Here is a 22,744-nt window from a genome sequence, read left to right on the forward strand (position 1 = left end):
CTATTTATATGGCGGTTGGTTTTAACCCCTTTGATGTTGGGGTTTTTGGTTTTTTAATTTATTTTTATGCATTTTATACAATGTTTTTTGATTATTTATTCAGATTAAAAAAATTTAATTAAACGTTTGTTATCTCACTCTAAAATACATTGCTGGAAACAAAAGCTTGTCACTACTTATAATTATTAAACCAAGTATCAAAAAACAGAGCCAAAAATCATTGGCATGGCTTAAAAATATCTGTAAAAAACGCAGCTTTTCTTATTGTATATTTACTACAACGGGAAGCTTTGACGATGACTGCGCTCAAATAAGGTTGTTACTGAGTAAATTTCCCAAAGTAGTTGCACTAGGTGGCGATGGTACATTGAACTTGGCGGTTAATGCACTAATAGGGAGCAGCTGTTCGTTAGCATTATTACCTTGCGGTACAGGTAACGATTTCTCCAGAGGGTTTAATTGCAAAGAAGATGATTGGCGAAAGGCATTATTTAATACACCGACAGCCATTGATATAGGAAAAATTAATAGCCGCTATTTTATTAATATTGCAGGGGTAGGATTTGATGCTCATGTGATTAAAACTATTAACGATAAAGCTAATTTTTCATCTTTTGATTACAGTTGGACGAGCATTAAAGAGCTATTTTATTATCAAGCTCAGCAGTTACAAGGTACGTTTAATGACGATGCTGGGCAGTATCAAAATTTAATTACTGTATTTGCTAATCATAAGTACTTTGGTGGCGGGCTAAAAATAGCGCCAAAAGCGGATTTAATTGATGGTCAGCTTGAGTGTTATCAAATGCGAACGGGTGGGCTTTTTTATAATGTAATAAGCTTTATTAAGTTATTTTTTAAGCGTCATGAGTATATAAAAAACCTTACCTATAGTCGCTTAAATACAGCTTCCATAAATACTGAAGGGCTATTAATTGAAGCAGATGGTGAGCTGATAGGTAAAACTCCTGCAGTTGTTAGTGTGCATGGACAAGCCTTACTTTTTCATATACCAATAAAAAAGCGCCTACAGTAAAGTAGGCGCTTTTGCGTTAGTTGCGTTAATAACGCGTCTAACTGGGGACGGAGCCACTTTTAGCTATTGCTCTATTAGCTATTGCTCTATTAGCTAAAAAGGCGTTAATTCGTTTTGTTGGGGTAAGCACAATGGCGTTACCTAATAGCACTAAGCTAAACCCTGCAAAGGTATTTGCGTGCCATTCAAAGCCTTCAAAAAAGCTACTCAGTGTTACTGCCACTAACGGGAATAAAACAATAACGTAGCTGGCTTTTTCAGGGCCTATATTTTTTAGTAGTGCAAAGTAACAACCAAAAGCGATTACTGTGCCAAATATTGATAAATAAAGTAATGATAACCAGTAGCTAGTTGGGGCGTTTAAACTAAATTGCACATCGTTCATTAATACATATAAAGCTAAGCCTATAGCACTATATAACATGCCCCATGCATTGCCCTGCAATACGCCAATTTGCTTACGAGAATTACGAACGCTTACCATGTTGCCCAATGAAGCCACAAAGGTGCCACCAAGGGCAAGTAGTAACCCGACCAATGCACCATTACTTAAGTCGAACTGCTGTAACTGTGGCCAAAACAGACACGTAATACCTAATACAGCGAGTGCGGCACCGGTATAAATTCGTTTTGAGATAGGCTTACCAAAAAATAGTCGAGTGTTAACTATGTTCATAACCAGCAATAGTGAAAAGGCGATAGAGGTCATAGCGGAGGTTAAGTAATTTTGTGCCCAGTAAAGCATTAAGTAATTTAAGGCAAAATTACAAATAGCCAACAAAGCAAAAAAGCCATGATCGATTAATGAAAAGCGCATATCCGGTTTTTTGTACGCTACATATAACCACATTAAAAGCGCTGCAATAGCAAAGCGATAAAATAACGATAGCTCTACCGCAATATCACCTAGCTGAAATTCGATGGCTAACCAAGTAGAACCCCAAATTAAAACGGTTGTAATGTATAGCGCTGCACTTTTCATGGTTACTCTCCAAAGCCCGATTGAATGGCTATTTTAAGACCTGTCTGTATACTTACCATATACAGAAAAGTAAAAATGTAACCTATACAGATTTGGATGCGTGATGATAAGACAAAAAAATAGCCAGGGGCATGAGTTTCTATATCAGCAAGTTATTCAGTTGATCAGAGATATGAGCGCCCAGCAGGTTTTACTTCCTGGCGAAAAACTTCCATCACTGCGTAAAATGGCAGATAACTTAAACATTAGTATTCCGACAGTGAAGCAAGCTTATCAAACACTTGAAGATCAGGGGTTAGTAGAGGCACGTGAAAAATCAGGGTATTTTTTAAAAGTCGTTAGCATGGCGCATAATTTACCTAAGCGAGTTAAATTAAGTCGCGAACCTGTTGTGGTAAATAAACAAGCCTTAATAGAGCAGGTATACAGTGCGATTCATCAAGCTAATGTAGTTCCTTTTGGTATCGCTAATCCAATTGCTGCTGCACCCACCGATAAAGCACTCGCCAGAAACATGCGCCGTGTAATGACAATTGCGGGCAGTAAAGCTATTAACTATGGACCAACAGATGGGTTTGTACCGCTGAAAAAGCAATTGGTGCATCGCTATTTAGATTTTGGTATTGGCATAAATATGGACGAGCTTGTGATCACCAATGGTGCGCAAGAAGCCATGGCTATTGCACTTAAGTGTGTGACAAAGCCAGGCGATGTAGTTGCCATTGAGACGCCTTGCTATCACGGGATTATCGAGTTAATAGAAAGCCTAGGGCTTAAAGCGCTCGAAATACCACTGTGCCCAGATAATGGTATTTGGTTAAGTGATTTGGAACGCGCTTTAAATGAGCATGATATAAAAGCGTGTTTATTCTCGACTGCAATTAGTAACCCTGTGGGCAGCTTTATGCCTGATACAAACAGACAGCAGCTGGTGGAGCTACTTGAAAGTCATGACGTAGTGCTTATTGAAGATGACGTATATGGCGATTTATATTTTACGGCAAAACGAGGCACACCTGCTTTAGCGTACTCTAAAAAAGGATTAGTGATTAGTTGCTCATCTTTTTCTAAAACGGCAGCGCCGAGCTATCGTGTGGGTTGGGTCGTTGCGGGTAAATTTGCAACGCAAGCAAGGCGATATAAAAGAGCACTAAGTTGCTCTGCTTCGTTAATAAACCAATGGACGTTATCTGAGTTTATTGCCAGTGGTGAGTACGACCGAAATTTAAAAGTACTTAGGCAACGCTTGCGCGATAATAAAGAGCGTATGCGATGGTGCTTACAACAAGCTATGCCAAAAAACACACGTATAAGCGATCCAAAAGGAGGCTGCGTTATGTGGCTAGATTTAGGAGGCGAGTACGATAGCCAAACATTGTTTTTACTTGCGCTTGAGGTTGGTATTAGTATTACCCCTGGGCTTGTTTTTTCGGCCTCTAATAAATATAAAAGCTGCGTAAGATTAAGTTATGGTGTGCAATGGAACGCGCAAATTGAGCAAGCAATAGTTACATTGGGTAAGCTTACTTTATTAGCTAAAAAGTAATACCAATCTGCTTATATATGGGGTCTATTTAACGTTAAGAAAATTACGCTAGAACTAGGCAAAAGTTTTTGTATCGAGTTGTTCTAAATAAAAAATTTTTAACGACGTTATAGTGCAATTTAATTCGTTAAATTGCTCAAAGATTTATGCAGGTTGGTATAAGTTTGCGAAACACAAAAAAGCAGCATTTAAGTAAACTTAAGTGCTGCCAAAGGGATGTTAAATAACGTTTGCTGTACTAATTTTGTTTAAAGCTAAATAACTGGTAACCTTCAAGCTCAGGCACTTGCATTACTAATTGCTCTTCTTGTTTTGCAATATCAGCAAAGTTTCCACATAAAGAGTTGGCACGTTCTTCAAGTGCGCTTGCATGTAGCTCTACTTTTTCTTCTATTTGTGCACCCATATTTTCCATACGTTGTTCAAAGGCATCCATATCACCGCCTGAACCAAGTAACTCAGAACCTAAAGCAACTAAAATACTGCCCATTGATTGCATTACTGCTGATTCAACCGCTGTTTCTATCTGCTGCTCAAATTGTTGTTCAAAGTTTTCGCCAAATTGATTAAAACTTTGTTGGCCCATCACAAATGTACCTTGCTGGTAAAATGTGTTTTCTACTTCGATTTTAATGTCATCCATAAGCTCAGACATATTATCAAGACCGTCAATATTAAATGCATTGCCTACTTCTTCTAATGCTACTCCGGCAATTTTAACACCCTCAAGCGCTATATTAGCTACTTCAGGTAATTGAGTGCGTAAGCTATCAGAGTACTTGGTTAGCGCGTCGCGCTGCGAACTATTCAGCGCTACAAGTTCGCCATTTACGGTTAAGTCACCATGGGTATTAAACTGCATGGTTTTATTGTTGGCGGTAAAAATTTCCAATTCGTTTGGCTTAATGCGCACATCATTTTTAAATTCGACGTTACATTCATCATTACTAAATGAAATTGCAGAATCGTTATCGTTATGAGCCATAGCGGCTGGTGAGCAAATTAATGCGCTAACTAATAGTAATTTTTTCATGTTTGTTCTCTACTTTTTGTTGATGACGATTAATTAATAACAAGTTTGATGCCAGTTTTATTTTTTAATATAAAACATATGCTTAACTGTTTTTGTTTGTTTTTTAGTAAATGAAATTAATTAATAAATAACTATTTTTTAGTCAAATTGGCTAACTAATAAAAATTAATAAATTTTATTTATCGATACGATAAAAAACTCTCACTTTCCTCAATTCAAATTTAGCGCTATTTATTCACATTACTGACATGAAGACTATTTACAGTAGTCACGTGGCTTTATTTTGATGTTAATTTGCACAGCATTTTGACGTTAAACATTTTAATTTTACCGACTATTGCGATAATAAAATCCTTGGTTGGTCTCAAACACTTTATGGAGTGGGTTGTGGGTAAGACATTTAGTTACGATGCGCTAGATGACGATTTTGTTGAAGACGAGTACGAAATGCTCGGCCGTAATCAACACGATAAGAACAAGCAAAAGGTTAAAAAGAAGTTGGAAGACTACCTTGAGCAAAAACGCTTGCGTAAAAATCTAGGCGAAGATGATTTAAGCGATTACACCGATTAAATTTCACTAGTATAAATAAAATACCAATTAATATTGAGAGTTTAAATGTGCAGTTATGCGTATGTTTAAGTTTCAGTAGTATTGGCAATAAAGAGGCCTTGCGCCTCTTTATTACTTTTTAAAGCGCATTTTTAGTTTGTGCCAAAGCTTTTTGAATTGTAAGTTCTAGCTTTTCTGGTTTAGTAAAAGGTGCATAACGTTTAATTGGCGTGCCATCTGCGGCAATTAAAAATTTAGTAAAATTCCACTTTATTTTACGTGTTAAAAAACCAGGTAAAGCCGATTTTAAAAAACGAAAGACTGGGTGAGCATGCTTACCGTTTACATCTACTTTGGCCGCCATTAAAAAACTCACACCAAAATTAATTAAACACCCTTGCTCTATTTGTGTAGCGTCGCCGGGTTCTTGCTGACCAAATTGATTACACGGAAACCCTAAAATAACTAAACCTTGGCTAGCATATTTATTATGCAAAGCTTGAAGCGACTCGTATTGGTAGGTAAATCCACATTTACTTGCGGTATTAACAATAAGCACAACCCTACCTTCAAAATCACTAAAGTTAATAGGTTGACCCTGCAAGCTTGTTGCGCTTAATTGATGGAATTTGTGCATATTGGCGTCTTTTTTATTATTGTTATTGGTATTTTAACCTGAGTACAGTATTTCATAAAGTACAAAGAGTGCTCTAATTTAATATTAAAAATAGCCCCATACCGGCAAGTGTTGTGTAATAAATATTATGTGTTTTATAGGCAACAATGATGGCGACTATTGCTGCGCTTAAATAAGGGTTTTGCCAGTCTAAGTTAATGCCATCTTCATTCAAAAACACGATAGGCACCCAAATTGCTGTAAGCACCGCAGGTGCGCTAAAGCTTAAAAATTGCTGCATTTTAGGACCTACTTTAAACGGTAAAGCGCGGTGTAAAAATAAATAACGCGTAAAAAATGTAATACACGCCATGAGTAAAATAGTTGTCATCATGGCGTTGCTTCCTTTTTAGCGGTTAGCCTTGCTGTGCTATAACCTGCGGCCATTGCCAGCAGCGCTGAGCAAACAAGCCATAACTCAAATCCGGTACTTTTTAAAAGCGTTGCGCTAACGCCTGCTACAATTACCGTAACGAGTGAGGCCAAATTTTTGATTCCCGGAATAACTAACGCGATAAACGTGGCAGCAATCGCAAAGTCGAGCCCTAAATTAGTTAGGTCGGGCAGCATTGTGCCCGCTACAATGCCAATTAACGTCCAAATATTCCATGCAATATAAAAGCTAAAACCAGCGCTTAATGCGTATATTAAGCGTGTTTTTGTTCTATATGCTCTTCGATGATGAGAAAACGCAAACAGCTCGTCGGTTAAAACAAAACTTACTGGTAAGCGCCAACGCATAGGTTGATCAATCACCTTATGACGCACGGCTAACCCGTATAAAAAATGCCGAGAGCTAATAATAAATGTTGTGAATAAAATTGTGAGCAATGGTGTGTTGCCCGCCATAAGTTCAATCGCAACAAGCTGTGCAGAGCCTGCAAATACTAATAACGACATTGCTTGGGTTTCAAAGGCGCTAAAACCATTTTGAATCGCTAAAGAGCCGCATAAAATACCCCAAGGAACAACGGCTAAACACAGTGGTAGCATATCTAAAAAGCCTTTTAAAATAGCTTTTTTAACTGGTTGCATGATATTTACTCTCACGGCTTGTAGAATGGATCATAAGGATACCTTAATATTATGATGTTAAAGTAGTTAACAAATTAAATAATATTGTTTTTTTAAGGATAGACACAATGACGACGTTAAAAGTGTGGGATGGGTTTATTAGATGCTTTCATTGGTTTTTGGTTGTAAGTATTGCAGTGCTTTATTTTAGTATTGAAGAGGGCATGATTGAGCTTCACTTTGTCGCTGGTTTTTTTACTTTAGCACTTATAGTAACACGTTTAATATGGGGTGTTATTGGTAGTAAAACCGCGAGATTAAGTGGGTTACTGCACTCTCCTCGTGCTATTTTAAAGGCGCTAAAAACACCAAGCGAATCGTTAGGCCATTCAGCACCCGGCAGCTGTATGGTGATAGTTTTTTTTATATTGATCATAACGCAACTTGTAAGTGGCTTAATGAGCAGTGATGGTATTTTAACTGACGGGCCGCTTGCTCAATATGTGTCTAGCGATACGATTGATTTTGCCAATTGGCTACATGAGCTGAATTTTGACATTTTACTTTATGCTATTGGCTTGCACGTATTGGCTATTATCATTTATAGAATAAAAGGCAAACCGCTAGTTAAGGCGATGATCACAGGCTCAAAAGAGTTAAAAGCGGATGACTCTGAGGCTAAAGTAACTAAAGCGTCTTGGCCTGCGTGGTTAATATTTATATCTTTATTGGTGTTGCTGGTATTTACGTGGGCGAAAGAGCCTTTAACTTATTTGTTTAGTTAAAAACACATTAAACCAACCTTAAAGGGTTGGTTTTTGTTTTTGGTTACATTCTTTTGTTTGATTGTTATGCGGGGTCGAATTATAATCGCCGCATTGCTGGCAAACTAGCCGAAAGGTTAGGACGCAAAGTTTCCGGTCTAAGGCTTTTTAAAAGCTATGGTAGCGGGACTACTGCATAACGTGTTGTTATGTATCACTTGCCCTCAGTGTATTTTTTGTGTATCCATAGTGTATGGATAAGATTTTGTAACTCTTAAGGTGTTGCCGTGTTTATGCATACGTCGTTGGCCTGTGGAAAGTGGTCAACAATAGGTTGCTTAAATCATCATACCCAATTATTTATTGGTGATGTGGTGAGTGTAACCTTTTACGACATGCAAGGAGAGCTGGTTAGTTTATCATTTGATTACAAGATCACCTCGCTTGAGCAAGGTGAGCCTCACGCATGGCCACGTTTAGTTGCCGAGCATATTAATGTGCATGTTCCTCTGGTTAGCGCAGGTAAAATGACCGAACAGGGTTTAATTGTAGCCTATAGAAATAATGAAATTTTTGCTTTGCAAAGCAGTGGTATATGTAAAGCACACGTCGATTTTCATTGTATTGCAAAATGCGATGAGCGTGTTGTTAAGAACCTTGATACTTATGATTACGTGTACCCTGAAAATTGTGAAAACTATAATGCGGGTACAAAGGTATTGCAGCCAAAAACTGGGCATGTATATCAATGCAGGCCTTGGCCATTTAATGAGTTTTGCCGCACGAATGACGATAATAAGTCTATGTTCGAACCCGGTGTAGGGCAAAGCTGGGCTATGGCTTGGCAGCAAATATAAAGCTTAAATTATCTTCCCAAAGGTATAGCGGTTTTAGTAATGAAGCGTTTACCGTTTTAGCCCATCCAACTATTGGATGGGCTTTTTTATTTTTATGATAAACTGCAAATCACATTATTTTTTTAATTGGTTTTGTTGTGTCTCGTCCTGTCTACTCTTTAAGTTTATTACCTAATTTCCCGATTGCTAAACAGCAAGCCCATACATTAAGTACTCATAATAAGATACGTACCGATAATTACTATTGGATGCGTGATGACGATCGCCAGGATGAGCAAGTACTTGCGCATTTACATGCTGAAAATGCGTACTGCGATGAACAGTTAGCTGCTATGAAGCCACTACAAAATACACTTTTTGAAGAGTTAAAAGCACGCATTGTAAAAGATGATAATTCGGTACCCGTTAAAGACGGGAAATACTGGTATCACTCAGAAGTTCGTGGTGATGATGAATACTCGCGTCACTATAGAAGTACGAGCATAAAGGCCGATAATAAAGAGCTTTTACTCGATGTTAATGTATTAGCTGAAGGATTTGAGTTTTTTGAGCTGGGCGAAGTCGCACTAAGCCCATGCGAGCAGCTTATGGCTTACTCTGAAGATACTGAAGGTCGTCGTATTTATAATGTTCGCTTTAAAAGCTTAGCGACCGGTGAAATGCTTCCTGATGTGCTTGAAAATACAGAAGGACAAGTTGTTTGGGCTAACGACAATAAAACTGTTTTTTATGTAAAAAAAGATTTAAAAACGCTATTAGGATACCAAGTATTTAGGCATGAGCTTGGCAGCGAGCAAAGCCAAGACGTAATGGTCTACGAAGAGCAAGACAGCAGCTTTTTTATGGGACTTGGTAAAAGCCGCGATGAAAGCTTAATTATTATTGATTTAGCATCGACAGAGACCAACGATACATGGGTGCTTGATGCTAATAAGCCCACTGGCGAATTTAAAGCATTAATGCCGCGTGAAGATGGCCACGAGTTTGACGTAGATAAGCTAGGTGACACATTTTATATTGTGACTAACTGGCAAGCTAAAAACTTTAGATTAATGACGGCAACAAACGAAACAATTGCTGATAAAACACAATGGGTTGAGCATACAGCTCACAGAGAGAATGTACTGCTTGAAGGTGTAGAGTTATTTAATGACTTTTTAGTATTGAGTGAACGCGAGCAAGGGCAAGCTCGATTTGTAGTTGTTAATAGGCAAGGGGATCGTATGGCACTTGAGTTTGCCGATCCTTGTTATTATGCTGCAATAGCAATGAACCCAGAGCCAGACACAGGCACTGCGCGTATTTATTACTCAAGTTTAACAACACCAGGTTCTTTATATGATGTTGATTTAGCAACTGGCGAAAAAACACTACTTAAACAGCAAAAAGTACTCGGTAGTTTTAATGCCGATGACTATCAGTCTGAGCGATTAATGGTAACTGCTCGCGACGGAGTTAAAGTACCCGTATCAGTTGTTTATCGAAAAGACAGCTTTAAAAAAGATGGCTCAAATCCGTTATTTCAATACGGTTATGGTGCGTATGGCTATACGATTGATCCAAGTTTTTCAAGTTCATCGCTGAGCTTGCTCGATCGTGGTTTTGTTTATGTAATAGCACATGTTCGAGGCTCTGAAATGCTAGGCCGCGAGTGGTACGAGCAAGGTAAAAAAGAGCATAAACAAAATAGCTTTAGTGACTTTATTGATGTGACAAAAGCGCTTGTTGCACAAGGCTATTGTGATAGCAGCAAGGTGTTTGCCTCAGGCGGCAGTGCTGGTGGTTTATTAATGGGGGCGGTTGTAAACCAAGCACCAGAGTTATATTGCGGTGTTGGCTGTCATGTACCATTTTTAGACGTATTAACCACGATGCTTGATGAAAGTATTCCGCTCACAACAAATGAATATGATGAATGGGGTAATCCAAATGAGCCTCAGTTTTATGATGTAATTGAAGCTTACTCGCCGTATGACAATATTCGCGCCCAAAACTATCCGAACATACTCGTTACTACCGGTCTTCATGACTCACAAGTGCAGTATTGGGAGCCTATGAAGTGGGTTGCAAAAATGCGTGAACTTAAGACTGACAGTAATATTTTAGTATTTAAAACCGATATGGATGCAGGGCACGGCGGTGCATCAGGTCGCTTTAAAAGTTTAGAGGAAAAAGCACTCGAAATGGCCTTTTTTATTGCTTTATTAAATTAACTGCAAAATCGGAAAATTGTATTATCCTATATATAGAAGTTGATATATGTAAGGCGATATATGTTTGGTGCACATGGTGAATTTCAAATTTGTTCACAGCCCCCTCAGATGTATTTAGAATTGAAAGGGAGCTTTAATAATGAAGGCATTACGCTGTTAACTAATGGAGTTGTTCAGGAGTTGAGCACTCACCCTGAAAATACGATTAAGTTTGTGGTTGTTAATTTAAAAGAGTTTGAGCTGTTAACTTTGGATGGCCTCGATTCATTAGAGGCCTATTTTGCCGGTGTAAAAGAACGTGGCTATCAACGAGTTGATTATATAAACATTAATATCATAGCTAAAAATATGTTTGAAAAAGTATGGAAAAATAGCGATGTAGAAGTTAATTTTTATAAAGATACCGAAAGCTATTTATTAGTGCACCCAAATGACAGTTATATAAAACAGAACTGGTAATTAATATGAGTATTATAAACCGCTATTGAAGAGGGCTTATAATACTCTCTAAACACCCTTTATAGCGCCGTGAAAGGTTTAAACACATATCGTTTTTCAGTCTTACTCTATAATCGCCACTGTCAGTAGGCATCAGTTCGCAAATAGCTTGTTTTCTTACCAGCGTAGAGCGATGAATGCGAACAAACCCTTCTGGTTCTAGTTGTTGTTCAATATTTTTCATGGTTTCGCGATGTAGTACCGGCGTATTACCTTGGGTAAAATGCAGCTCTACATAGTTGCCCGCGCCATTTATCCAAATAATATCATTGATATCAATTAGCCTTACCTTACCGACATCTTTAACCACAATGTGTGATGATGGCTTTTCAGCTTGTGTGCTTTGCTGGTATTGGCGTTCGGCCGCACTTGCAATCGGGCAAAGGTGAATCAGCTTATCAAAGCACTTATCAATACGTGATGCAGTTGAATCTAATATTAAAAAATCAACAGCGCCAACTTCAAAGGCAAAACTCGCAAAATGTCCCGATTGGGCAATAATGACTAACTTCAGCTTTTTAGCAAGCTCTGTTAAATGCACTATTTGCATAGGGTCAGCTAGGTTGGTTAGTTCGTAAAACAGTACATTGTATTGATCAGTGTCTATTTGATCTAATCTATTTGTTTGAAGAAAAGATTGAGATTCAAAGTGCCGGTGATCTTGCACGCGCTTTGTTAAAAATGTTGCAAACTTAGTGTTACTAACAAAAGTTAATGCATGAAAAGAAGCGATCATTATTTTATATCTCTTGCTGTATATAATAATAAAGACCGTGCTTAGCGGAAAAACTGTTATGAAAAGTACAATATATTTATAAAATAATTGTGACGTACTAATTCATCCCATAAAACCAGCTATTCGTACCAAAGACTACGCCTCATAAATAATGCCCGTAGAGTGTTTAAATAAATCCCCTTACTGTAATCCGCGAAGTAACCATTTAGTTACAAAAATAACAATTCAGGGGGATTATATGACATTAACTAACAAAGGTAGCGCGCGATTATTTAAAAAATCGTCGTTAACAGTTGCGCTAAGCAGCGCAATACTTGCAAGCATTTCATTTCAAGGTGTGGCTGCAGAAGATGACGAAATTACTAAAATAGAACGTGTACAAGTTACAGGTTCTCGAATTCGTTCAGCTGAGGCAATGTCATCTGCTCCTATTCAAGTTGTAGATAGTGCTGCTATTGATGCATCAGGGTCGTTAAATATTCAAGACTTATTATTAGAGAACCCTGCATTTGGTACACCAGCTATTAGCCGAACTAACTCAAACTTTAATACCGCAAGTGCGGGTGTTGCTACTGTTGATTTACGTAATTTAGGCTCTAACCGCACATTGGTTTTAGTGAATGGTCGTCGTTATGTATCAGGTGTACCAGGTAGCTCTGCTGTCGATTTAAATACTATTCCGAGTCAATTCATCGAACGTGTTGAAATTATGACAGGTGGTGCTTCATCTGTTTATGGTTCTGACGCTGTTGCTGGTGTAGTTAACTTTGTACTAAAAGATGATTTTGAAGGTATTGAATTCGAAGGCCAATATGGTGAATCAAGCGAAGGCGATGATGAATCACGCCAATTTAACTTTACCTCAGGCTTATCAAGCTCAGATGGGAAAGGGCACGCGATGTTCCATCTTGGGTATTCTGATCAAGGTGCTGTTTTTTCACGTGACCGTGACCGCTCGGCAGTAGACCAATTTTCAGGTATCTTCTTTGAAGATGATCCAGTAGCAAACCCAGGTTCTGTATTTGATGCTGTAAGCCCATTTTTATCTTCATTTCCGCCACAGGGTCGCTTTAGCGCTGGGGATGAAACATTTACGTTTAATGATGCAAACACCCTACAAAACTCGTTTAGTACTAACGGTGGCGATGGCGTAGCTGCAAATGGTTTTAACCGAAGTGGCGTACGTACGATAGCGATACCTACAGAACGTTACTTATTTGCCTCAAATGGTAGCTACGAGCTAAGCGACAAGCATAGCTTTTTTTATGAAGGTACTTACGCTGCAACAACAACCGTTTCTGAATTAGAGCCATTTCCTTTTGCCTCTGACGACATCTATGCAAATGGCCAAGTACCAATTGAATTTAATGTAAACGGAGAAATATTGCGTAACGCATTTGTACCTGATGATATATATAACGCAGCAACCGACACCGATGGTGATGGTATGCGTGATATCTTTTTTGCAAAGCGCTTAAGTGATATCGGTAACCGTGGAGCACGAGCTGAGCGTGATACATTCCGTTTAGCACTAGGCTTTCAAGGTGAAATAGCAGATGGTTGGTTCTACGATACTTACTATGTATACGGTAAAACAAAAGAGCAGCAAGTTTCTGGTGGTTTAGTTAACGTACAAAGCTTTCGTCAAGGTTTAGAAGCTGTTATCGATAGCCAAGATTTAGATGGCGATGGTATTACTGATGAGGCTATTTGTATCGATGCGACAGCACGTGGCTTTAACTGTGCGCCGGTAGACATTTACGGTTTCAATTCGCTATCACAAGGTGCTATTGATTTTGTAAGTGCACCTAGCTCACTTTCAACATCGGTTGAGCAAGAAATCATTGGTGGTAATATCTCAGGTGATTTATTTGAACTACCAGCGGGTGTTGTAGGCATTGCTGCTGGTTTTGAATACCGCGAAGAATTTTCACGCAGTGAATTTGATGCACTACAGCAAGCCGGTCTTAATGCAGGTAATGCAATCCCAGCAACAGAAGGCTCGTTTGACGTAACAGAGTACTATGTAGAAGCAAACATCCCAGTACTTGATACTGTAACGATGAATGCAGCAGTTCGTTTATCTGATTATTCAACAGTCGGTAACACCGAAAGTTGGAATGTGGGTGTTGATTGGGAAGTAATGGATAGCTTACGTTTACGTGCTACTCGTGCTCGTTCAACGCGTGCTCCAAATATCGATGAACTATTTTCTCCGCCTTCACAAACGTTCCCAAGTGGTTTAAACGATCCATGTTTAGGTGTTACTAATAGTGGCGGTGGTGCTGCTGGTGATGCTTGTCGTACAGATGGTGGTGTTACAACTAATATCGCTACAAATGGTGAGTTCACGCTTAACCAGTCTGACTTACAAGGTATTAGTGGCTTTAACCGTGGCAACCAAGATTTAAAAGAAGAAGTTGGTGACTCTGTAACAGTAGGTTTAGTATTTACACCAGAAAACCTAATTTCAGGACTAGACATTACGCTTGATTACTTTGATATCGAAATTACAGATGCAATAGTATCAACACCTCGTCAGTTTATTCTTGACCAATGTTATGGCGGCGGCGATAAAAGCTTTTGTGACTTTGTAACTCGTCGTAGTGCGCCATCAGGTAATAATAGTGCTGGTTCACTAGAATTTATCGACAGTGGTGTATCTAACAGTGGTGGTTTAGGTACAGAAGGTGTTGATTTAACACTAACGTACTCTACTGATATTGGTCCAGGTGCGTTTAGAACTCGCCTTGCTTATACTTACCTAATCGATGGTTATAGCATTCCACTTCCAGGCGCTGATAAAGATGAGTTTGCTGGAGAAATTGGTGCATCAGAGCATAAAGCTAACTGGAACTTTGGTTATAAACTTAACGATTTTGATTTTAACTGGAGCTTAACTTACATTGGCGCTGCAGACTTTGATGATCAATTCTTAAGTGGTTTTGGTATTGCTCCAGGTGGAGTAGGGATTGGTTCAGTAACGTATCATGATGTTCAAGCAAGTTACCATATCAACGATTTAACAGAGCTTTACGCTGGTGCAAGTAACTTATTTGATAAAGAGCCACCACGCATTTTATCGGGTGTGAGCGGTTCAAGTACTGGTACTGAAACAGATGCAGGTACGTATGACCCAATTGGTCAATCATTCTACATAGGTTTTAGAAGTAAATTCTAACCAACAATAACGACACTAATATAGTTACTTAATTCGTAACGTTCACAAAGCCTCAGTATTGCTGGGGCTTTTTCATGGGGAAAAATAATGTAGTAGTAATGCTTATACATTGTTTATCCCAATATATGAGCATTCTACCCACTTAAACCAAAAACAACGCCACTGGTAACAGGGGCGTTGTTTAGTATTGGGAGGAGGCTAATATAGTAACCGAATCGCTTGATTATTTAACGATTTATCCCTATTTGTGGCCCTCTTCATTGAGGGCTTTTTTTTGCTGGTTTAGTCTAAGTAAGCCTTTAGCATCCAAACCAGTTTCTCTTGCTCTGAGATGTAATCGCTCATTAGTGAGGCTGTACCTTCATCGTCTGCATCACCAGCTTGGCTTAAAATATCACGCTGCATGTGAATTAATGTACTGTAACCAGCAAGTAGGTTTTCTACGGCTGTAACACCATCACTAATACCTTTAGCTTCTTTAATTTTACTTACTTCAAGGTAATCAGAAAATGCATGTAGTGGTGCGCCATCTAACGTTAAAATACGTTCTGCAACTTCGTCTACTTTTAGAAGTAGCAAGTTATAAATTTCTTCAAACTTAACGTGTAGTTCAAAAAAGTTACGGCCTTTAATATTCCAGTGAAAACCACGCGCATTCATGTATTGAATCTGGTAGCTACTCAATAATGTATTGAGTGACTTTATGATGTCTTCGCTTTTTGCGCTGTTTAGACCAATTGCGTTTACATGTGACATAACTTGCTCCTGAATAACCGTTTGTTTGTGAACTTGTGATAAGTATTACTAATTTCGATAAATTAGTAAAATCGTTTAAATGTATCTAGTTAATAGTTTTAACCTATTAGCTGTTTTTGATACCTGTATTCACTTTAGACTATTAATAGAAATGGGACTGATTAATAAAAATACTACCCCTCAAAAATAAATAAAACCCAGAAGTATATAAATCATGATCTAAAACAAACTTTATTCAAGGTAATAACTTAGCTATTTTTTTATTGATGTAGGTCAAAAATCATCCACCCTAACGGCGCATAATAATGTTGTTGAAATAATTAGGAGAGATAACATGCATGCAAAAACAGCGAAACAAAATAAAGCAGAGTTAATCGTGGTAGGAATTGCAGTCATCGCATTTGTGCTTGGGCTAGTCGCGCACTTAGCAGGAGCAAGCTTTGCGAACTCAGATATTTTTGGTTACATTGCGGCGCCCATTCCGTTGATACTGGCTGTGATATTTTTAATTAGTTATAAAATAGCAGCCAATGCTGAGGATTAATCTTTCTCGTTTAAGCACTTTAAAATGTAATCGAGTACTTGGCGCGAGTAAATCATACTGGTATGGCTTAAATGAAACACTTTGTGTTCGGCCATACCTTTAAGTTTGGTTTCATCTAGTAATACGGTGCCATCTGATTTGCTACCTTTGACTATTAAAGGCATAAGCCCAATAGGTAAATCGCCTGCGATACTATAAAGCTTAGCTTTAAAAGGCCAATTACCATTTTTAGTAAGCAAAAACTCAACACTATTTTTTAAAAATGATTCAAACCCTTTTTGCTTCATTTTTTGCGCTATATGGCTGCCTTTATGTGGAGTACCCAGTGTAATTACCTTCGTAATATTCTGGCTAGCAGGAGAGTTTGCCTCTAGGTAAGCACGTGCAATAAGCCCTCCCATTGAGTGGCATACAAGCGCTGCAGGTTCGTTAGAAATACACTCATCAATTTGTGCAAATATGGTATCGCGGTGAGGGTCGAGCGTATTATAGGTAATGTTTAATACCGTCATACCCGATTCTTCAAGTCGTGAACAAAGTGGGCGCATAACAAAGCCAGACATATACAAGCCATGTAAAACAATAACGTGTTTAACTTTCATATGCTCCCTAATACCAATTTTATTAAAAACATGATCATCCTAGCGTATTAAATAATCCGCTACCTGCGTTAAAAATTATTTATATAAAACAACTATATGTCATAATTTTCGCCTTGTTATCGACTTATTTATTTGTCGCTATAATACATAACTAATTTAATGCAATTGGTATAACTACCGTAATTACATTAACTTTAGCGGTTTTATTTCAATATTGGTTGTATCGGTATTTACCCATACTTCACCATCTTGAATGGTAATGGCGAGCTTAATTCCACGATCAACCAAAGCAGCAAGTGCTTGTGTTGCTGCGTAATCAAGGCTAAAAATACTTAGATTTTTAAATTCATATAATTTAGGTTGATGTTTTTGCCACCAAATTGCTTGATTGTTTTCACCATAAGTATACAGCACCACTTTTTTAGATTTATTACAGGCTTTTTTAAGGCGTTTCTCATCTGGTAAGCCAAGTTCAACCCATAGTTCTATTTCTTCACTATAGCTTACATGCCAAAGTTCAGGCTCATCATCAGCACTTAATCCTTTAGTAAATTCTAAACCATCACAGCTATTTAGCGCAAAAGCGAGTAAGCGAATCATCAACCGTTGGTCGGTTTCTGATGGGTGTTGAGCCAAGGTTAAATTAAAATCTTGATAAACGTGGCGGTCCATATCGCTAAGCGATAACTGCACTTTCATAATGGTGGATTTAAGAGCCATAACAACTAATCTGAAAAAATTTGCGCCAGTATAGCGCAATTAAATGAATTGCCAGTTAAAATAGCGGTTAATTATACGTTAGGAGTTAAAAATGGCTATCCAGTGGTTCCCTGGGCACATGAATAAAGCCCGCAATGAAATTAAAGAAATAATGCCACAAATGGATGTGATCATTGAAGTGCTTGATGCGCGCATTCCCTACAGTAGTGAAAACCCGATGGTGGCAACCTTGCGTGAAGGTAAGCCGGTCATCAAAATTTTGAACAAAGCTGATTTAGCTGATCCTAAAATGACTCAAATCTGGAAAGATTATTTTGAGCAAGAAAACGGTGTTAAAGCGATTTCTTTTGGGCATGATAAAGCAGCTGAAGTACACCGTATTAATGAGCTTTGTAAAAAGCTAGTGCCGCATAAAGTGGGTGCAGATAAGCAAATTAAAGCCATGATCATGGGTATTCCTAACGTGGGTAAATCTACGTTAATTAATGTATTGGCTGGGCGTATAGTTGCAAAAACAGGTAATGAGCCTGCTGTTACTAAAGCGCAACAACGCATTAAGCTTGAAGACGGTATTATGCTTTACGATACGCCAGGTATGTTGTGGCCAAAAGTAGAAAACGAAAACTCAGGTTATCGCTTAGGCGCCACCGGTGCCATTCGTGATACAGCACTTGAGTATGAAGAAGTAGCAAGTTACACAGCTGAGTACCTATTGCGTGCATACCCTGAGTTATTAAAAGCGCGTTATAAAATAGATGAATTACCACAAAGTGATTGGGAATTTGTTGAAATGGCGGGGAAAAAACGCGGCTGTATTCGTGGTGGTAATCAAATAGACACATATAAAATGTCTGAAATACTAATCAACGAATTACGCGACGGTATCATTGGCCGTATTACTATGGAAACTCCGCAAATGCGTGAGGAAGAAGAAGTAATGGTTGCTGGTTTACGCGCTGCAGCAGAAGCTAAAAAGGCAGCTAAAGAAGAAGAGAAAAAACAACGCCGAGCACGCGCACGTAAAAACCGTCGTTAATTGATTTAGTTTAATTTAACCAACTAAATTACAGACATAAAAAAAGCCCGTAAGGGCTTTTTTAGTTTCATATCTACCGTCACCGATATGAGCAATGTAGCAAGTAAAATAGTAGGGCGGTTACTCATCATCAACATCAAGGGGCGTTGCGGTTCATAACAAGTAACCATAGCTGTTTACGTGCGCCACACGTTGTTTCAGGGTCGAGAAACAAATCAATTCATTCCTTAACAAGTGGTATGCAATCCGTCTTGTTGATATTGATTATCAGTTAGATCTAACTATCTGTCAATATCTAAATGCAAATAATTCTTATTATTGTTGAGTTTGTTTTTTATTCATATATAAATCGGCTAGTTAGCACTGACATTTAATAAAAATACTTACTTTGGTTGAACAATTAAGAATAAAAAATAGATGCTTAATACTTATTAAATAATTTGATATGGATTTTTATTATAAAAGCATTGCTTGTAAAACCTTAGCCCCTAAAGATCAACAGCCTTTAATTTATGGCTAAAAATATTCGTACTTAACTGGATATTTTAAGCCACTAACGCACTTTATTTGCTGTTATACGTAAATTAATCTGCTCTACTAGTACTTTATCCTGCTTGTTTAGACGCCCTACAATGAGCAAGAAATCACTACCGTCAGTTTTTATTACTTTAATGCTTGTGTTATCAAGTTTGGTTTTACCGTATGTGGTTTCTATTTTTTCTATGTCTTTAAAGTGACTAAGATCTGATTCAAGCTTACCGTCATCGTTTTTGTAGTAACTAAAAATATAGTTCTCGGTTATTCCGTTACCGTCTTCTCGGTAATCAAACATTGCATCGCTATAAAAATAAAGTATTTCTTCGTTTTCAGGTGTTAGGCGATTACGTTTTAAAAAGTGTACTTGGTAAGGCCATAAACTATCGCCTTTTATAATTGCAGCATTGGGTAAAATATTTACTTCTTGAAGTACGCCTAAAAATAATAGAGGTGCAAACGCAAGCGAGATTAAATACTGTCTAATTCGCCAGTATGAGTTGTAATGTAGGGCTTCTTTACTTATATCGGTTTGCTCAATGTAACTAACTAGGGGCAACCATAAAAATGGCATTATACAAATCACTATGGTTGCGTATTCGTCCATACGATAAGCAAAGGCGCTGGCAAGTACCATTAGCCAGAGTGTTAAGGCAGTCCAGTTAGGCATTACTCTATTTTTGTTTAACTGTTGTTGGCTGTGCTGTGCAAGTGCGAGATACAAAGGGTAATACCATAAAAATGCAAATATACCTCGAGCAATAGGCATAATACTTGAGTTATCGCGCTCTTTAATGGCCTTAAAGTTACGATAACTCCAGTAGTTAACAAATATGCCTAAACTTAAAATACTGTAAATAATAAACTTACTTACAGATACAGCATAAAATGGACTATCTTCAAATTTAACTTTTTTTGCTGACTCTAATCGCCAATCGGCGAAGAAGAATATGAGCACTAAAATATAGCCAGCCAACACATATTTAAGCCAGCTATAACCAAAGCTATCTAGCACATCAGCTGTTGTTTGAGGCGTTTCGCTCGCCTTTGCATATTTTAGAATAGGGTAATGGGTTGCTGATATTAACTTTTTACGCTGTGCTAAATAATCATCTATTTGATCCGCTTTAATATGATCTTGTTTTGCGTAATAGTTATAGCTCAGTGTTAAAACATTATCATTAAATTCAGTAGTTGTTTTTAGATTGAAGTAGTCGTTGTCAATTTCTTCTTGATCGCTATCAAATCCCCAACCTTTTTCTGCAAAATGTAGTTTTATTGTGGTGTTAATTATATTGGGGTAGTCAAAGTAAAGTGGGTCGGTACGATTTACCTGCTTTGGTTCGTAAACGCTATTTTGTATTTCACTCGCATAAAAACTAGCTTCGTAGCCTTCGTCTGTTTTTTCCCAAAATTCACTAATTAAATACGATTCTTTGGTTATTAGATTCCCCGTTTTTTCTTGCTCACTAATTGCCATTGCTTCATTGATTGATAAGCCATTTAAAAAACCTTGGTAATACTCGAAGTAAGATTTAGCAACGCTATTTAGACCACTGCTGGCTATATTGTTTCTTCGGTTAATTGCTTCAAATTCAGCATAAGTGTACTGGGTTTCAAAACGTGATGACTCAGATACTTTTTCAGCAATAAAAAAGTTATCCTCTACAGATACATTTGTATGTACAGATTTTTGCGCCATTGAAGTTAAAGCGCTTTCACCTTTATCAATAATTAGGGCATAGCCATAATCAGGCTGTGCTAAATATTCGAGAGTACCTCGCTGGTAGCTAACCGTAGGATCGAGCCAGTAGCGTTTTCCGTTTTGTTTAAGCGTAACAATAACGTGATTAAATACACTTGCAGAAGGTGGAAGTTCTTTTAAACGTTTGGTTTCCTCTGTATCAACTAGCGCAGGGAAGGCTTCTATATCCATCGCTTTTAATAACGAGATAAGCAGTACTGTTTTATCTTTGCAATCGCCGTATCGTAGCGAAAGCGTTTCTGAAGCTGACGTTGGTTGATGCGAGTTAGTGCCCATTTCAAGCCCTAAATATCGAACTTCGTCTTGGCTAAAGCGCAGTGCTGCTGCAATTTTATCTGATGTTTTTGTGTGTTTTGCTTTTATTTTTTTAGCTATATCCAAAATGCTGCTTGGGGTTTCTATGGCTGATTGATAAAGCGGATATGCCCAGTTAACTACCTGACCCCAATCGTCAAACTCAGAAAAGTAAACTTGTGTATATGGGTCGTACCACGTTGGGGTTTGAGAATTCTGCTCCAGTAAAGGTTCTTCAAAAAGAGTTATAGAATAATCTTTGCCATATTTATTAAGCGTTTCTTGAATATCTGCTGTGCCGTTTATTGTATTTATATGTAGAGGTGTTTGTTTACCCCAAAGTACACGCATATTTTGTTGCACTACGGGTACCGACCAGTTCAGCGTGCGTCTTGTACTAAACTTATTAGCATATATAGGGTTGCTGCCTGTCACTGTGTAGCTGTAATCGAGTATGTCGCCACTGCGCATATCATCAATAATAATATTGAGTGATAAGCTACCATTATAAATACGCTCAGCTAATTCAGATTCACTCTGTATAACCGTCATTCTCGCGCTATCAAGCTTATCAATGTGCTCATTATTTCTGATAATCGTTAAGCTATTTAGTGTTAGCGACTCGTAACTTGGATCAAAATCAAGACTAAGCTGGCTTATATAATCAACACCACTTTGATTTAAAGCTTTCATAACCAAACGCGTATAGCGTTGCTGTTTTTGTCTGCTCGGTATATAGGATTGGTTATCGAGTAACAAATAAAGTGTGCCGTCACGTACCTTGGTTATGTCGGAATGTTTGGGTTGCTCAATAATATGTGTATTAACCCAATTAGCTGGTTTATCTATTTTATATTGCTGCGCAAAAATATTATGAGAGAAAATTAATAAGGTAAGTGCAATTAGCCAAGAGCTGAGTCGAAGGAAGTTCCATTTCATTGTAGGGTCTTATAGTTGTTTTTATAAATACTATTGAAGGAATAATGTACCAAATTCAGGCTTTTTTGACAATGTGATGTTAACAAATTCATTGTTGAGCAGTTAATTAATAGTATATAAATAAACTGCTATGGTAAGTGCGAAACGCTTAACCCCCTCAAATGTTCCTAAAATGATTTTCTAGTTGTATTGCTAAATCATAATTAGCTAAGCCTACTTTATTGTGGGCTTTATTAGAGCTGCAAAAATCCTATCTATTTATTCGTACGGTAATCATTCAAACCTTTAAAAGTGTTTATAAATCAAAATATAACAGTAACTGTTTTTGCTCTTTTTGTTCATGAACTTTATGAGCAAAAAGCATATAACGATCATCAATGCACCTTACCTTCTAAATATTTAGTTAATTTCACGTTAACAATAAGCTGCGAGTTAGATAGCAGTTTGTCGTCGCTTATCTACCTGA

At 37.8% G+C, this 22,744-nt stretch carries 20 protein-coding genes and 1 riboswitch; of the genes, 10 read left to right on the forward strand and 10 right to left on the reverse strand.

Features of this window, described 5'->3' with window-relative positions:
* Positions 1–166 precede the first annotated feature (166 nt).
* Positions 167–1,036 carry a diacylglycerol kinase family protein gene (locus H5157_RS15650; protein WP_182725037.1) on the forward strand — a complete coding sequence of 290 codons (870 nt, stop codon included), beginning with the start codon at positions 167–169 and terminating at the stop codon, positions 1,034–1,036.
* A 37-nt stretch (positions 1,037–1,073) separates the two neighbouring features.
* Here H5157_RS15650 and H5157_RS15655 read toward each other — a convergent pair whose 3' ends face one another.
* The gene (locus H5157_RS15655; protein ID WP_182725038.1) at positions 1,074–2,018 is read right to left on the reverse strand and encodes a DMT family transporter; all 945 of its coding nucleotides are present in this window, start codon (positions 2,016–2,018) and stop codon (positions 1,074–1,076) included.
* Positions 2,019–2,121: 103 nt separating this feature from the next.
* Here H5157_RS15655 and H5157_RS15660 point away from each other — a divergent pair, with 103 nt between their 5' ends.
* Complete coding sequence (locus H5157_RS15660) at positions 2,122–3,564, forward strand: PLP-dependent aminotransferase family protein (protein WP_182725039.1); 1,443 nt, start codon at positions 2,122–2,124, stop codon at positions 3,562–3,564.
* 238 nt (positions 3,565–3,802) lie between these two features.
* On the opposite strand, the gene H5157_RS15665 is transcribed toward H5157_RS15660, so the two are convergent.
* Entirely contained in the window at positions 3,803–4,597 is a 795-nt protein-coding gene (locus tag H5157_RS15665; protein ID WP_033030970.1) for a YggN family protein, read from the reverse strand.
* 387 nt (positions 4,598–4,984) lie between these two features.
* Here H5157_RS15665 and H5157_RS15670 point away from each other — a divergent pair, with 387 nt between their 5' ends.
* Complete coding sequence (locus tag H5157_RS15670) at positions 4,985–5,170, forward strand: PA3496 family putative envelope integrity protein (RefSeq protein WP_007579801.1); 186 nt, start codon at positions 4,985–4,987, stop codon at positions 5,168–5,170.
* Between the two features lie 118 nt (positions 5,171–5,288).
* On the opposite strand, the gene H5157_RS15675 is transcribed toward H5157_RS15670, so the two are convergent.
* The 3 genes from H5157_RS15675 to H5157_RS15685 form a co-directional block, all read right to left on the reverse strand.
* A complete protein-coding gene (locus H5157_RS15675; protein WP_024597148.1) occupies positions 5,289–5,786 on the reverse strand; it encodes a glutathione peroxidase in 498 nt (165 codons plus the stop codon).
* Positions 5,787–5,859: 73 nt separating this feature from the next.
* Positions 5,860–6,159 carry an AzlD domain-containing protein gene (locus tag H5157_RS15680; RefSeq protein WP_024597147.1) on the reverse strand — a complete coding sequence of 100 codons (300 nt, stop codon included), beginning with the start codon at positions 6,157–6,159 and terminating at the stop codon, positions 5,860–5,862.
* Entirely contained in the window at positions 6,156–6,860 is a 705-nt protein-coding gene (locus tag H5157_RS15685) for an AzlC family ABC transporter permease (RefSeq protein WP_024597146.1), read from the reverse strand. Before H5157_RS15685 ends, H5157_RS15680 begins: the two co-directional genes overlap by 4 nt.
* A 107-nt stretch (positions 6,861–6,967) precedes the next feature.
* Here H5157_RS15685 and H5157_RS15690 point away from each other — a divergent pair, with 107 nt between their 5' ends.
* The 4 genes from H5157_RS15690 to H5157_RS15705 all read left to right on the forward strand — a co-directional run bounded on the left by H5157_RS15690 (position 6,968) and on the right by H5157_RS15705 (position 11,132).
* Entirely contained in the window at positions 6,968–7,624 is a 657-nt protein-coding gene (locus H5157_RS15690; RefSeq protein WP_007377891.1) for a cytochrome b/b6 domain-containing protein, read from the forward strand.
* An 88-nt stretch (positions 7,625–7,712) separates the two neighbouring features.
* Positions 7,713–7,800: riboswitch (cyclic di-GMP riboswitch) on the forward strand.
* A gap of 96 nt (positions 7,801–7,896) precedes the next feature.
* Complete coding sequence (locus H5157_RS15695; RefSeq protein ID WP_024597144.1) at positions 7,897–8,460, forward strand: hypothetical protein; 564 nt, start codon at positions 7,897–7,899, stop codon at positions 8,458–8,460.
* Between the two features lie 137 nt (positions 8,461–8,597).
* Positions 8,598–10,673, forward strand: a complete 2,076-nt coding sequence (locus tag H5157_RS15700) for a S9 family peptidase (RefSeq protein WP_154903817.1) — start codon at positions 8,598–8,600, stop codon at positions 10,671–10,673.
* 60 nt (positions 10,674–10,733) lie between these two features.
* The gene (locus tag H5157_RS15705; protein WP_024597142.1) at positions 10,734–11,132 is read left to right on the forward strand and encodes a hypothetical protein; all 399 of its coding nucleotides are present in this window, start codon (positions 10,734–10,736) and stop codon (positions 11,130–11,132) included.
* 22 nt (positions 11,133–11,154) lie between these two features.
* On the opposite strand, the gene H5157_RS15710 is transcribed toward H5157_RS15705, so the two are convergent.
* On the reverse strand, positions 11,155–11,907 hold the full coding sequence (locus H5157_RS15710; RefSeq protein ID WP_024597141.1) for a LytTR family DNA-binding domain-containing protein: 753 nt from the start codon (positions 11,905–11,907) through the stop codon (positions 11,155–11,157).
* 238 nt (positions 11,908–12,145) lie between these two features.
* On the opposite strand from H5157_RS15710, the gene H5157_RS15715 reads away from it, so the two are divergent.
* Positions 12,146–15,088, forward strand: coding sequence for a TonB-dependent receptor domain-containing protein (locus H5157_RS15715; RefSeq protein ID WP_182725040.1), 2,943 nt, complete (start codon positions 12,146–12,148; stop codon positions 15,086–15,088).
* 282 nt (positions 15,089–15,370) lie between these two features.
* Here H5157_RS15715 and H5157_RS15720 read toward each other — a convergent pair whose 3' ends face one another.
* A complete protein-coding gene (locus tag H5157_RS15720; RefSeq protein WP_004334993.1) occupies positions 15,371–15,844 on the reverse strand; it encodes a Dps family protein in 474 nt (157 codons plus the stop codon).
* 334 nt (positions 15,845–16,178) lie between these two features.
* Here H5157_RS15720 and H5157_RS15725 point away from each other — a divergent pair, with 334 nt between their 5' ends.
* On the forward strand, positions 16,179–16,388 hold the full coding sequence (locus H5157_RS15725; RefSeq protein ID WP_182725041.1) for a hypothetical protein: 210 nt from the start codon (positions 16,179–16,181) through the stop codon (positions 16,386–16,388).
* Here H5157_RS15725 and H5157_RS15730 read toward each other — a convergent pair.
* Together H5157_RS15730 and H5157_RS15735 are read right to left on the reverse strand one after the other, a co-directional pair.
* Complete coding sequence (locus H5157_RS15730) at positions 16,385–16,990, reverse strand: alpha/beta fold hydrolase (RefSeq protein WP_149601930.1); 606 nt, start codon at positions 16,988–16,990, stop codon at positions 16,385–16,387. The two genes, H5157_RS15725 and H5157_RS15730, sit on opposite strands and share 4 nt — an antisense overlap.
* Before the next feature lie 183 nt (positions 16,991–17,173).
* Positions 17,174–17,710, reverse strand: a complete 537-nt coding sequence (locus tag H5157_RS15735; protein ID WP_182725042.1) for a YaeQ family protein — start codon at positions 17,708–17,710, stop codon at positions 17,174–17,176.
* Between the two features lie 91 nt (positions 17,711–17,801).
* Between H5157_RS15735 and ylqF the strand changes: the two genes are divergently transcribed.
* On the forward strand, positions 17,802–18,746 hold the full coding sequence (gene ylqF, locus H5157_RS15740) for a ribosome biogenesis GTPase YlqF (RefSeq protein WP_004334981.1): 945 nt from the start codon (positions 17,802–17,804) through the stop codon (positions 18,744–18,746).
* A gap of 553 nt (positions 18,747–19,299) precedes the next feature.
* Here ylqF and H5157_RS15745 read toward each other — a convergent pair.
* A complete protein-coding gene (locus H5157_RS15745) occupies positions 19,300–22,278 on the reverse strand; it encodes a DUF3857 domain-containing transglutaminase family protein (protein ID WP_182725043.1) in 2,979 nt (992 codons plus the stop codon).
* Positions 22,279–22,744: the final 466 nt, after the last annotated feature.

It is taken from the genome of Pseudoalteromonas sp. SG43-3, assembly GCF_014164385.1.
Classification (GTDB): Bacteria; Pseudomonadota; Gammaproteobacteria; order Enterobacterales; family Alteromonadaceae; genus Pseudoalteromonas; species Pseudoalteromonas distincta.